The organism is Rhodococcus erythropolis NBRC 15567 (genome assembly GCF_001552595.1).
In the GTDB taxonomy this organism is placed as follows: Bacteria; Actinomycetota; Actinomycetes; order Mycobacteriales; family Mycobacteriaceae; genus Rhodococcus_F; species Rhodococcus_F erythropolis.
The window spans coordinates 1-12,842 of sequence record NZ_BCRM01000050.1; the positions used below are offsets into that span (position 1 = coordinate 1).

The window sequence follows — 12,842 nt, forward strand, 5'->3', positions numbered from 1 at the left end:
TTGATTTCGATCATCCATCATCGATCACCCCTTGATATTGACGGGTGGTGGGTGTGTGGAGGATCTGGATCACAGGTTGGTTACTGTGACAGTTTCATAGAGTTACGGCGGTCATAGCGAAGGGGAAACGCCCGGTCCCATTCCGAACCCGGAAGCTAAGCCCTTCAGCGCCGATGGTACTGCACTCGACAGGGTGTGGGAGAGTAGGACACCGCCGAACACAACTTGAGAAGCCCCCCAACCAGTGATGGTTGGGGGGCTTTCTCGTACCCAAAACACCCCGAAACATCCCGTCGCCGGCACCCTCTGATCGTGTGAACGGTACGTTCGTCGCCTCAGATCGACCGAACGTACCGTTCACACCATCACGAGCAGAAGAGCACGGCCGGCTCACCACCCCGTCCGGGATCGAGTGAACGACACTCTCACCCTCCTAGACGAGGGGAACGATACGTTCACACGATCCGCGAAAAGCCTGCGCTCACCACAGGTCTCGTCAGTCGAACGCCAATCGCGATACCAACCCGCCACGGAACCCGTCGAGCGTGGCTAGGCTCGGAAGAGGTGCCCCGTGTGATCGGGCCCACCTCACCTGTGCACGCGTGATGACTACGGAGGCTTCGATGACCGATATTCTCGACCGCACCAAAATCTATGTTGATGGCGCCTGGATCGAATCCACTGGCAGCGGTCGGATCGACGTTCTCAATCCGGCTACCGAAGAGCTGATAGGAACTGTCGCCGAAGGCACTGTCGAAGATGTCGACGCGGCCGCGAAGGCAGCACGAAAGGCGTTCCCTGCCTGGTCTGCACTATCCGGCGGTGAGCGCGCCGAATATCTTTCCAAGGCCGCGGCGATAATTGCCGAACGCACCGATGATCTTGCGGCGCTTGTTTCGCAGGATATGGGAATGCCGATTGGATTCGCGAAGCCCGTACAAATCGGAATGCCGCTCGCGAATTTGAATGCATTTGCCGAATTGGCTCGCACTTATGATTTCGACGCTCACGAGGTCGGGAATTCGCTGATTGTTCGCGAACCTGCGGGTGTTGTCGGCGCCATCACTCCCTGGAACTTCCCGCTCCACCAAGTTGTCTTGAAGGTCGGCGGTGCGCTCGCCGCGGGCTGCACCGTGGTTCTCAAGCCCACCGAGGTTGCGCCACTCATCACGTACGCTCTCGCTGACATCTTCGACGAAATTGGTTTGCCTGCAGGTGTATTCAACCTGGTGAGTGGCTACGGTCCGGTAGTGGGCGAAGCCATCGCCGGCCACCCTGAGGTCGACATGGTCTCCTTTACCGGGTCGACTCGGGCAGGCAAGCGAGTGGCCATCGTTGCCGCGGACACCATCAAGAAGGTCTCGCTCGAGCTGGGCGGCAAGTCGGCGAATGTCATTCTCGACGACGCCGATCTCGAAAAGGCTGTCACGGATGGCGTCGCAAAGTGCTTCATCAATTCGGGCCAGACCTGTTCGGCGCTGACGCGTATGTTGGTTCCCGCGGAGAAGGTAGATGAGGCAGCGGCAATTGCTGCTGCAGTCGCCGCTCATTTCCCGGTAGGTGATCCGACTCAGCCGACTTCGGTGCTTGGTCCTCTGGTGAACGCGAATCAGCTGGGACGCGTTCGCGGATATATCGAGAAGGGTGTGTCGGAAGGTGCCACCGCGGTTGTCGACGGTCGCGAAACCGGTCTGGCCAGTGGATATTTCGTCGGGCCGACGGTGTTCGCGAACGTGACCGAAGACATGACCATTGCGCGCGAGGAGATCTTCGGACCGGTCCTCTCGATCATGGGTTACAAAGACGAGGCCGACGCAGTGCGGATCGCCAACGGCACCGAGTACGGACTGGCCGGTGGCGTTTGGTCAGGTGACCCCGATCGCGCGGATCGCGTCGCCCGGCAACTGCGGGCCGGGCAGGTCGAGGTGAACGGCGGCGCCTTCAACACGAATGCTCCGTTCGGTGGGTACAAGCAGTCGGGCGTCGGGCGCGAGGCCGGCACGTTCGGGCTCGAAGAGTTCCTCGAGATCAAGGCGATTCAGCGATAGTTTGTTCGAGAATGGCGATGCTCCCGTACCAAGTGCGGGAGCATCGCCATTTTTGTACCCGGATCAGGACTTGGCGGCATCCAAATGCTGAGCCGAGATGTTCGCCAGATGTGTCAGGTCCGAGGCCACGGTCGCGAACGTGTAGCCCTCCCCGAGCCGTTGTGCCGCAACCTGACCGGAAGGTGTGTGGATTCCCGCAGCGACTCCGCTGACGGCGGCAGCTTCGCGCACCCTGGTGAGCGCTGCTTCGAATTCCTCGGCGACGTCCGGATCGTTGGAGTGCTTACCGCCGACGGCGATTCGTAGGTCGGACGGCCCGACGTACACGCCGTCCAATCCGGGCACTGCGCAGATCTCTTCGACGTTCGCCAGACCCTGTGGGGTCTCGATCATCGCAAAGACAACGGTGTCGCGGTTCGCGTCGGCGGGAACAGGGCCGATACGGAGTTGCGAGCGCATGGGTCCGTAGGAGCGGATGCCGAAAGGCGGATACTTGGCGGCTGCCACGGCGGCCGCTGCCTCTTCGGCGCTGTTGATCAGCGGAACGATGACGCCCACAGCGCCCGCGTCGAGTGCACGGCCGATGGGCGTCGGATTGTTTGCCTCGACGCGCACCATCCCGACAGTGGACGGTGACGAGTCGATGGCGGTGAGCCCGGCGACCATCCCCGAATAGCCGATCAGGCCGTGCTGCATGTCGAGGGCAATGTAGTCCCAGCCGACGTGCGCAATCCATTCGGTCGAGACCGGACTGTCGATGACGGACCAGTATCCGAGAATGCGTTCGCGTCCTCGGATACGTGCGGCGAATTCCTGTGCTGACATAGTGAAGAACTCTTCCTGATGAAGGTCGGGTGTTTCAGCGGTTGTAGTTGGGCATGGGGCCTCGTAGGGCGGCACCGACGAGGTCACACTCTTCGACGGTCGAGGCGTCGAGTGGACCTCGCCCGATGGCCGCGATATTGGATTCGAGGTGCGTAACTTTGGATCCTCCGAGGAGCAGCGATCCGGCGACGGGCTTGCTGACCAGCCAGCGCAACGCAAGCTCGGTCAGGGAGATGCCCGACTGTTCCGCGATCGCCGTCAGTTGTGCAATGGCGTCGAAGATCTGTGTGTTCCAGTATCGCTCCTTGTACATCGACGCAAGACGGGAGTCGCCGAATCGGCCGTCGACGGGGTTTTCCTCGAAGGTGTGGCGCCCGGTGAGCAGGCCCCCACCGAGTGGGTTGTAGACCATGGTGGTCAGTCCGGTCACGTCCGCGAATTCTGCGTATTCTTCTTCGATGCGACGCGCGAGCAAGTTGTAGAGCTGTTGTGCGACGATCGGTCGCGGAGCACCGACTGTGTCTGCGGTGTAGTTGATTTCACTGATTTGCCACGCGGCAAAGTTGGATACGCCGAGTGTGCGGATCTTGCCCTCACCGACAAGTTCCGCGACGGTGGTAAGAGTTTCGGTCAGCGTGACGGTTCGGTCCGGCTGATGGAGATAGAACAGGTCGACGTAGTCCGAGTCGAGTCTGCGCAGACTTCCTTCGATGCTTGCTCGGAGTCCCTTTGCCGAGAGTGGGCTGTTGTCACCGGCATCTGGGTGTGGCATTCCTGCTTTGGTGGCCAGAGTGACGGAATCGCGTCGGCCGTGGAGCAGTTTTGCCAGCATGCGCTCGGACTCGCCGCCCGCATAGCCGTTCGCCGTGTCGATGTGTGAGATACCGGCGCCTAGTGCTGCGTCGAGCATCGATCCGGCACCCGATATGTCGACCGTATCTCCGAAGGTCATAGTGCCGAGCACCAGTTTCGGAAGCTCGAGTGGGGCGGTCATCAGGCAACTCCTCGTGATTCGGTCTGCTTGGCTAGCAAGTTCTTGGACAGGGCTGCCACCACGTGGCGTGGTTTGATGCCGACCATGGTGGTGGGATCGAGAGCAGCGCCTCGTAGTGCGCGGGTGTACGGCTCGCGCGGACTGGCGAGAACTGTGTCTGTGGAACCGGATTCGACGATGGTTCCTTTCGACATCACGACTACGGTCTCGCTGATTTCTCGGACGACGCCCAAGTTGTGTGAGATGAAAACGTACGTCAGACCGGTATCGGCCTGAATTTCACGTAGGAGCGCGAGTACCTGCGCCTGCACCGAAACGTCGAGAGCGCTGGTTGCTTCGTCGCAGACCAGGATCTCGGGTCCGCTGGCAAGTGCACGGGCAATTCCGATGCGCTGACGTTGGCCACCGGAGAACTCCGCCGGACGCCGGTGTAGTGCCGAGCTGGGCAGGCCAACGCGATCGACGAGTTCTGCTGCTGCCTTGGCGCGTTCAGACTTGCTCCGAACACCTTTGAGGCGCAGTGGTTCTCCGATGATGTCCTCGGCAGTCAGATGGGGATCCAGCGATCCGTACGGATCTTGGAACACCATTTGAACGCGAGAGCGGAAGGGGCGCAGTGACTTCTCCGACATCTGCGCGATGTCATTGCCGTCGACGAGAATGCGTCCACTGGTCGGTGTGAGGAGTCGGACGATAGATCGAGCGATTGTCGACTTGCCACATCCGGATTCGCCGACGATGGCCAGGGTCTTGCCCTTTTCCACCGAGAAGCTCACAGCATCCACGGCTCGGAAAACTCCGTCGGGAACCGGATACTCGACAACGAGATCTTCGACGGCGAGAAGTGGCGTTTCGTGGGGGCTCATGCCGAGGCTCCGATCTGTGTTGAACGGGCGGGGTCGCCATCCCAAGGCCCCAGGTGCGGTATGGCGTCGAGAAGCTTTTGTGTGTAGGCGCTTTGCGGTGAGTCGACGAGAACGTCGGCGCTACCGGTCTCGATAAAACGTCCGTCCTTCATCACGTAAATGCGATCGGATACGAGTCGGGCGACTCCGAGGTCGTGGGTGATGACCAGCATTCCGATCCCGGTGCGTTCCTGCAATTCGAGCAATAGATCCAGAATCCCGGCCTGAACGGTGACGTCCAATGCGCTGGTGGGTTCGTCGGCCACGATCAGTTCGGGGCCGGCAGCAAGAGCTCCGGCGATCAGGACGCGCTGCAACATTCCACCCGACAGTTGATGCGGGTACTTGTCGAGTTGCTGATCCGGATACGGAATGCGTACCTGCTCGAGCAGTTGCACTGCCCGCTCGATTTGCTGCTTCTTCGCGGTCACACCGCTGTGGCGCACTGCTTCTCGAAGTTGGCTACCGATGGTGTGGACGGGACTCAGAGCCGTCATCGGGTCCTGGGGGATGAGGGCGATGTGTTTTCCACGAATATCGTTCAAGATCTTCGTGTTTCCGAGAATGTCCTGGCCTTTGAACACGGCTTTCCCGGAAAGAACGGCGAGATCGTCCGGAAGCAGTCCGAGGATTCCCATGGCCGTGGTCGACTTTCCGGAGCCGGATTCACCGATGATGGTGACGGTTTCACCGGCGTCGATGCAGAAGGACACCCCGTCGACGGCTCGGATGACGCCATTCGCCGTGACAAGTTCGATCTGGAGGTCGTCGACCCGTAGTAGATTGCCCATGTCTCACGCCTTTGCTTTCTGGGCGTTGCCACGCCCGAACAGGCTTGCGCCCAGTCGTTTCGAACCTGCAGGACGATCGCGCAGACCATCGCCGAGTAGGTTCACTCCGACGACCAGCAGCACGATCATCAGACCGGTCAACGTGACGATCCACCATGACGTGGTGATGTAGTCCTGGCCGTCGGCGATGATTCGTCCCCACGTTGCGAACGGACGTTGCGGTCCGGCGCCGAGGTAACTCAACGAACTTTCCAGCAGTACGGCCTGCGCGAGCAGCAGCAGGACGACGAGCGAGGCCTGCTTGACGATGTTCGGAATGACGTGACGAAGCAGAATTGCCATGCGAGTAAGTCCGAGGACTCGAGCTGCAGCTACGTAAGGCTTTTCGCGTTCGACGAGTACCAATGAGCGAGTCAACCGTGCGACCTCGGGCCACTGCGCGATCGCGATGACAAACGTGATGACGGGAATGGACGGACCGAACAGCGCAACGACGAGAAGCAGCATCATCAGCAGAGGCAGAGAAAGCTGTGCTTCGAGTAGGCGGGAGATGACGGTGTCGACCCAGCCGCCGAAGTACCCCGCGGCGGATCCGGCGACTATGCCGATGACCCCGGAGACGATCACGGCGAGAATACCGATCGTCAGAGACACCTGGCCGCCGTGCAGGATCCGTGAGAGGAGATCTCGTCCCAACTGATCGGTGCCGAACAGATGGCCGTCGGTGAGGGGCGGTAGCCGTCGACTGCTCAGGTTGGTCTGGTTCGGATCTGCAAGGGGGAGTAGTCCCGCCAATGCAACAGGAAGAATCACCAGGAGCGCGCAGATCGAGCCGGCCCAGATCTTGACTCGGCTGTCTCGCTTACGGCGCGTGGCTCCGGCGCGTGCGAAGTCTGCCTCGGTGACCGCGCTGGCGCGTGGAGTTGTTGGAGGTTCCAAGACGGTAGTCATCAGTTGGCGCCCTTTCCGAGTCGCACGCGTGGATCCAGGAGGGGGTAGAGGAGGTCCACTGCCAGTTGCACGAGCACGGCGAGAACCGCAGTGACAAGCACGGTGGCCTGGATGAGCGGGTAGTCGCGAGTCTCGAGTGCGCGGACCACCAGCGAGCCGACACCAGGCCAGGCGAACACGACTTCGACCACCACGACGCCGTTCAGCATTCCGGCAAATCTGGTGCCCAGCGCGGTGACGATCGGAATCGCAGAATTACGCATCGCATATCGCCAGGTGAGTTCGCGTTCGGATACTCCGCGAGAACGTGCGACCGTGATGTACGGAGAAGCGAAGGCCGAGACCATTTCGCGTCGAACCATCCGGGAGATCAACGCGATCTGAAGGATGGCGATGGTGACGGTAGGCAGGATCAACGACGGCCATGTGGTGAAACCGGCTGCCGGGAGTACTGGGATCAAGACCGCGAAGATCGTCACCAGCATCAGGCCGCTCCAGAACTCCGGCATGGACTGCCCGCCGACGGCTACGACGTTCGCACCGAGTTCACGTCGGGTGTCCGCGTGACGGGCCATCCACACGCCCAGCGGAATCGAGAGCACGGCGGTCAGCAGAATGGAGCTGACGGCCAGGGTGATGGTGTACGGGAGACGGCCGAGGACAACGTCCATGGCCGGCGCCTGGAACGAGTACGACGTGCCGAGATTCAGATGGACCAGGTCCCACAGGTAGATCAGATATTGAGAGAACACCGACTTGTCCAAGCCCATGTCAGCACGGATTTGTGCTAGATCCTCCGTGCTGGCCAGCGGTCCGGCCAAGGCGTAGGCAGGATCGCCGGGAGCCATTCGGATCAGGACGAACACTGTTGTGAGCGTGAGGAAGATCGTCAAGGCACTCTGTGCCAAGCGTTTGAGCACGTATTTGACGGTCGGGTTGATCCTTGTGCGCCGACGCGGAGAGATTCCGAGAGCGGTTTGCGGTTTCGGAGCGGTGAGAGTCATCGCCTCAGGCCTCCAATCGGACGGCGCCGAGGTCGTAGGAGTTGATCGGGGTCAGTGAAACATTTTGTACACGAGTGCGTTTCGCAAGGAGTGCGTTGGGTACGAAGCTCCACAGGCAAGGCCAGGTGTTCCAGATGTCTTGTTGTGCGGCGTCGAGTAGAGCGGCGCGCTTGGTCGGGTCTGGTTCACTGGATGCGGCTTGGATCTTCGCGGTGATTTCGGGGAAGACGTACCCGTGATAGGTGTCGCGAGTTGCTTCCTTCTCCGCTGTGCCGGCGTACATCCCCTGCAACGTGGTCAGTGCAAGTCCGGTCTGGTTGCCGTAGCCGTTGCCCAGCACATCCCAGTCGCCGGTCTTGCCCTGGCGCCAGGACGAGATGTCACCGCCCGGTTCGAACTGCTGGAGTTTGACGCGTACTCCCACGGCCTTCATCATTTCGAGTACCGATTCCATCACCGAGACGTCGTTGGTGAACTCTCCGGTTTCCCAGATGAAGGTGAGTTCGAGGTCGTCGGCGCCTTCGGCCTCGAGCATCTGCCGCGCTTTCCGTGGATCATATTGGTAAGTACCGGTTTTCACGGCTCCGTCCAAGGTCGACGGTGCGGGGCCGGTGGCCGGGACTGCGGATCCGATCAGCACGTCCCGAGCGAGTGACTCACCGTCGATGGCATACGTGAGAGCTTCTCGGACACGCGGATTGGACAGTGGGTGATCGGCGGGCTTGCGGAAGTTGAAGAACAGTTGGTTGATGCGTGTGCTCGGCACTGTGTCCACCTGGACACCAGGCAGGTCGGCGAGTTGTTCGGCGGAATCGGGACTGATCGAGTCGATGACGTCGACCTCGCCGCTCCGAAGTGCGACGACGCGGCCGGCCTCTTCGGGAATGAAGCGGACCTGAACACGACGAACGCCAGGGGCCGGGCCCCAGTAGTTGTCATTGGCGACAAGTGTGTAATCGCCGGTGCCCCGGTTCGATTCGCTGACGACGAACGGTCCAGACCCGATTCCGCTCTGCAGTTCGTTGGGTTCGTTGGCAGCGGCCGGGGTGATCAAGATGTTGGACATGAGCGAGTCCAGAACCGGCACCGGGGAATTCGTCCGAAGGATGAAGGTGCGATCGTCGATGGGGACGACCGTCGGCCACTCGGGGAACTGCGGTGCGACAAACGATCCGCTGACCTGCTGGTACATCTGCATTGCCGTCGTGACGTCGTCGATCAGCACAGGTGTGCCGTCGGAGTAACGGATGCCCTCGCGGAGTCGAACCGTCCACTCGGTCGGGCCGGTCGATTCGAACCTGTCAGCGAGAACGAGTTGCGGTGTCAGATTGTCGCCGATCCGGGTGAGACCTTGTCTGACGCCACGTTGAGCCGTGACTGCTGCGTCGAATTGATTGAGTTTGTTGTCGAGGCTGACGAGCGAACGGTTGAGCCCGAGCACCAGGGTGTCCTGGGTCGGCTTCCCGGTAGGGCCGGCGCACGCGGCAGTCGTGCCCAGAAGCGTTGCGCCACCGATCAGCCCGGTGAACTGCAGAAAGGATCGCCGGGAGAGCTGTGGTGTTCGCAAACGAGTATTGGTCATCGGTGACCTTTCGATCCTGACGGGGCAGCGTGGGGGCGACGCTCCGAGCGGACTGTTGGTGAACAATCGCGTCGGGCTCTCGCTTGTAACTCAGCTCACAATGGCACTGTTGCGCACTTCGCGCAAGTCCCGTAACTTCGATTGCGTACTTCGCGCATCGGTTGCGATGCTGTGCATACTCGATTCAGACCGAAAGGGGGTCGAGGAATTCGATGAAACCACTGGTAATCATCGCTGATGATCTTTCCGGAGCCGCGGAGTCGGCCGCAGGATTTCTGCTCCGCAGTTCGGGCATATCGCTTCGACTCGGCCCAGGTGCGCCCGACGGATCAGGAGTGACGGTTTTCGATCTGCACTCACGGCGATCCGACCCCGCCAGAGCCTCTCGTGACGTGAGATCAGTTCTGCAATCGTCTGACGGCTCCGAGATCGTCAAGAAGATCGATTCCCTGCTCAGGGGCAACATAGCGGCGGAGGTTGGAGAACTCTCCCGCGACGGATCCCCGGTCATCGTCGCCGCCGGACTGCCCAGGCAAGGGCGCACGGTGCAAGGTGGGGTGGTGTTGGTCGATGGGGTTGCGTTGCACGCCACCGACCTGTGGCGCGCGGAGTCGAAGCCGGCTCCTCGGTCGATTGCGGAGGCGCTCGGCTCGTCGGCAATTACTTCTGGCGTATCGCTGGACGACATTCGCTCCGGGCGGTTGAGTCAGGTTCTTGCGTCGATCTCAGAAGCCGGGTCGGTGGCGATCTGCGACGTCGAGACCGACAGTGATCTGGAACTGATTGTGGCTGCAGCACAGGAGGTTCGGGGTTCTCGATTGGTAGGAACCTCGGCGCTCGCAACGGCAGTGGCACGACGACGAACCGTGCAGTCACCCGTCGTGCGCCCATCTCTTCGTGATTCTCGATTTACTTTGGTGGTTGTGGGGACGGCGGATGCGTCTGCCGGGGACCAAGTGGAATTGCTTCGGGATTCAGGTGCGCACCATATCGAAGTGAACAGTGCTGAACTCCTGGCGCATTCGGTCGATCCGCTTCCGATTCTGAACGCACTGGATTGCGGAAACGTCGTGGTTTCGGTAAGTGGACCTGTCGTGCCTGCAGAATCCGTCCATCTCGTTTCGGCTCTCGCCGATCTGATCGCTGCCGTCGATGCAGGATTCTCCCACGGCGAGTACCCGATCGACTTGGTTCTTACCGGTGGCGAAACCGCGCGCAGCGTTCTCGACCGCCTGCGGATCGACACTTTGTCACCGATTTACGAAATTGAACACGGCGCCGTGCTTTCCGTCGACCACACCGGACGGTACATCGTCACGCGGCCAGGCAGTTTCGGGAATGCACACAGTCTTTTCTCTATAACGAAGTTTCTCGCGCGCCCCATCCCGGTCGACGCTCCGGACAGTCCACCTTCAGACAACGAGGTTAATCCCATGTCAATCGAATCCACTCCACTGCCGCTGATTGCTGTCACGATGGGCGACGGCGCCGGCGTCGGACCGGAAGTGATCGTCCCCGCACTCCTCGACGCCGAAACGAGAAAGCGTTGCCGCCCTGTTGTTGTCGGCGACGCGAAGCGTTTGCGATTGGCTGCCACGGTGCTCGGAATCGACGTCGACGTGGTCGCGATCGAGGAGATCAAGGATGCTGAATTCATCGATGGACGGATCAACGTCATCGACCTGGACTTGCTACCCGAGGATCTCGCCTGGGGTGAACTGTCGGCAGCCGCGGGAGATGCGGCCTATCAATATATCCGCGTCGCAAGCGAACTCGCCGTACGCGGTGAAGTCCAGTCGATCTGCACGGCGCCGCTGAACAAGGAAGCGCTGCATGCGGCAGGACACATCTATCCCGGACACACGGAATTGCTTGCGCACCTGACCGGTACCGAGGAGGTGTCGATGATGTTGTCGACCCCCAAGCTCAAGGTGATTCACGTGACCACTCACATCGGACTGCTCGATGCAGTTGCCAGGATCGAGCCCGGCCTGGTCGAGAGGACCATTCGTCGAGGTCACGAAGCTTTGGTGCGCACGGGCAATCCATCTCCGAAAATCGGCGTGTGCGGGATCAACCCGCATGCGGGGGAGAACGGGCTTTTCGGGTACGGAGAGGAAGAGCAGAAGATCATTCCCGCCGTTGAACTCTTGAAGGCAGAAGGAATCGACGTCCACGGCCCACTGCCGGCGGACACGGCATTCTTCCTCGCTGGACGTGGGGACTACGACTTGATCGTTGCGATGTACCACGATCAGGGGCACGGCCCGGTCAAGGTTCTCGGGATCGAGGCCGGCGTCAACATCACCGTCGGGTTACCTGTCATCCGTACCTCCGTCGATCACGGAACCGCTTTCGACATTGCAGGTAAGGGCATCGCCGAGGCCGGTAGTATGGTCGAAGCGCTGCGGCAGGCGGCCGAATTGGCAACCAGCACATTCGTTTCCAAGTAAGCACCAGGGTTTGTAGGGGGAGGAGCGATGGCCATCCGGGAGTCGGAGGCGAGGCGGTCGGAGATTGCGAGGCTCGCTCGCACCAGCGGTCTGGCCAGTGTCGAGGATCTGTCTGCCCAATTCGGGGTGACTGCATCTACGATTCGTCGCGACCTGAGTCAGTTGACTGCCCAGGGAGTAATTGCTCGAACGTACGGCGGTGCGATTGCTCTCAACCCTCATCCGGAATCCTCCTTGCGTCAACGCGCAATGGAGGGATTCGACGCCAAACGGGGCATCGCCGAATGGGCTGCTGAGCAGGTCCGGCCCGGAGAAACCGTGCTCCTTGATGCAGGTACCACCGTCGGAGCGATGGGAGAGTTCTTACGTCACGTGACGAATTTGACGGTGATCGCTGCAGGGCTGACGGCGCTCGAGGCGTTAGCCGACGCTGATGGTGTTCGAGTCGAATGTCTCGGCGGGACGCTGAGGCAGCTCAGTCAAGGATTCGTCGGGCCACTGGCGGAAGCGTCGCTGCAGAGGGTGTCGTTTGACAAGGCATTCCTCGGTGCCGATGCAGTTACCGCTGACCTGGGTATTTGTGAAGCTGAGCTCGATCAGACCCGGCTCAAGGAAATGATGATCGAACGTGCCGGCGAGGTCTACATCCTCGCCCACTCCGCCAAGCTCGGTGAACGTCCTTTCCATGCGTGGGCGCCGATACCGCCGGGGGCTGTGCTGGTTACCGATGCTGCAGTAGACGCAAAGCAAGTCGCGTTGTTCGAGGATGTAGGTATCCGAGTCCAAGTGGTGTGAGTTCCCGCTGTGTGCCGATCCGGGCACGGTGTCCGGCGTCACATGATGTCCGAATTGGTGAAAATCGACTGAAACGGGCAATCTTGCTGGGGAAATGGATACCTCCGAGTCTCTGACCTGTGGATTTGTCAAAGACTTCGGCGGACGCGTAACTTATTCCAAGTCAGAGCGACACGGACACCGACTCCCGCCTTCACGGCGAGTGACACGAGGTTGTACGAAGTGCCTGACCAAATTTCGAAGTAGTTTCCATCGTGTATGGTTGTGCTTCACCTCCAGTTCTTCCCCGAATGTTCAGCGGTTTGCGCCGATGATCATGATGGGATAGGCTGGAAAAGTTGCCCCGGAGCGGCGGCCATAGGGTCGTGGTGATGGTGTGTGCGTGTTCTTTGAGAACTCAACAGTGTGTCGATGAATGTCAGTGCCAAATATTTTTTGGTACTTTACATGTCGGATGATGTTCCGGGCCTTCGGGTTTCGGTTCTGATGTTCGG

General features: G+C 60.5%; 10 protein-coding genes and 1 rRNA gene. 4 read left to right on the forward strand and 7 right to left on the reverse strand.

The features are described from left to right. Positions 1–103 precede the first annotated feature (103 nt). Both rrf and RE4_RS30300 read left to right on the forward strand, forming a co-directional pair. Positions 104–220, forward strand: a 5S ribosomal RNA gene (rrf, locus tag RE4_RS30295). 403 nt (positions 221–623) lie between these two features. Next, positions 624–2,048, forward strand: coding sequence for an aldehyde dehydrogenase family protein (locus tag RE4_RS30300; RefSeq protein WP_007732506.1), 1,425 nt, complete (start codon positions 624–626; stop codon positions 2,046–2,048). Positions 2,049–2,111: 63 nt separating this feature from the next. Here RE4_RS30300 and RE4_RS30305 read toward each other — a convergent pair whose 3' ends face one another. From RE4_RS30305 to RE4_RS30335, 7 genes are read right to left on the reverse strand one after another with little or no spacing between them, the layout of a single operon-like run. Beyond that, on the reverse strand, positions 2,112–2,873 hold the full coding sequence (locus RE4_RS30305; protein WP_060939889.1) for an HpcH/HpaI aldolase family protein: 762 nt from the start codon (positions 2,871–2,873) through the stop codon (positions 2,112–2,114). A gap of 34 nt (positions 2,874–2,907) precedes the next feature. Next, a complete protein-coding gene (locus RE4_RS30310; protein ID WP_060939890.1) occupies positions 2,908–3,867 on the reverse strand; it encodes an aldo/keto reductase in 960 nt (319 codons plus the stop codon). Then, the gene (locus tag RE4_RS30315; protein WP_060939891.1) at positions 3,867–4,733 is read right to left on the reverse strand and encodes an ATP-binding cassette domain-containing protein; all 867 of its coding nucleotides are present in this window, start codon (positions 4,731–4,733) and stop codon (positions 3,867–3,869) included. Before RE4_RS30315 ends, RE4_RS30310 begins: the two co-directional genes overlap by 1 nt. Beyond that, positions 4,730–5,563 carry an ABC transporter ATP-binding protein gene (locus RE4_RS30320; protein WP_052740907.1) on the reverse strand — a complete coding sequence of 278 codons (834 nt, stop codon included), beginning with the start codon at positions 5,561–5,563 and terminating at the stop codon, positions 4,730–4,732. Before RE4_RS30320 ends, RE4_RS30315 begins: the two co-directional genes overlap by 4 nt. 3 nt (positions 5,564–5,566) lie before the next feature. Beyond that, a complete protein-coding gene (locus tag RE4_RS30325; RefSeq protein WP_019746660.1) occupies positions 5,567–6,514 on the reverse strand; it encodes an ABC transporter permease in 948 nt (315 codons plus the stop codon). Next, positions 6,514–7,518: an ABC transporter permease gene (locus RE4_RS30330; protein ID WP_007732496.1), complete on the reverse strand. Its 1,005-nt coding sequence runs from the start codon at positions 7,516–7,518 to the stop codon at positions 6,514–6,516. Before RE4_RS30330 ends, RE4_RS30325 begins: the two co-directional genes overlap by 1 nt. A 4-nt stretch (positions 7,519–7,522) precedes the next feature. After that, positions 7,523–9,100, reverse strand: a complete 1,578-nt coding sequence (locus RE4_RS30335) for an ABC transporter substrate-binding protein (RefSeq protein WP_007732494.1) — start codon at positions 9,098–9,100, stop codon at positions 7,523–7,525. A 212-nt stretch (positions 9,101–9,312) separates the two neighbouring features. Here RE4_RS30335 and pdxA point away from each other — a divergent pair, with 212 nt between their 5' ends. Both pdxA and RE4_RS30350 read left to right on the forward strand, forming a co-directional pair. Continuing rightward, positions 9,313–11,553 (forward strand): 4-hydroxythreonine-4-phosphate dehydrogenase PdxA, encoded by a 2,241-nt coding sequence (gene pdxA, locus RE4_RS30345; protein WP_060939892.1) that lies wholly within the window; start codon positions 9,313–9,315, stop codon positions 11,551–11,553. Positions 11,554–11,580: 27 nt separating this feature from the next. Continuing rightward, positions 11,581–12,348, forward strand: coding sequence for a DeoR/GlpR family DNA-binding transcription regulator (locus RE4_RS30350; protein ID WP_060939893.1), 768 nt, complete (start codon positions 11,581–11,583; stop codon positions 12,346–12,348). Positions 12,349–12,842: the final 494 nt, after the last annotated feature.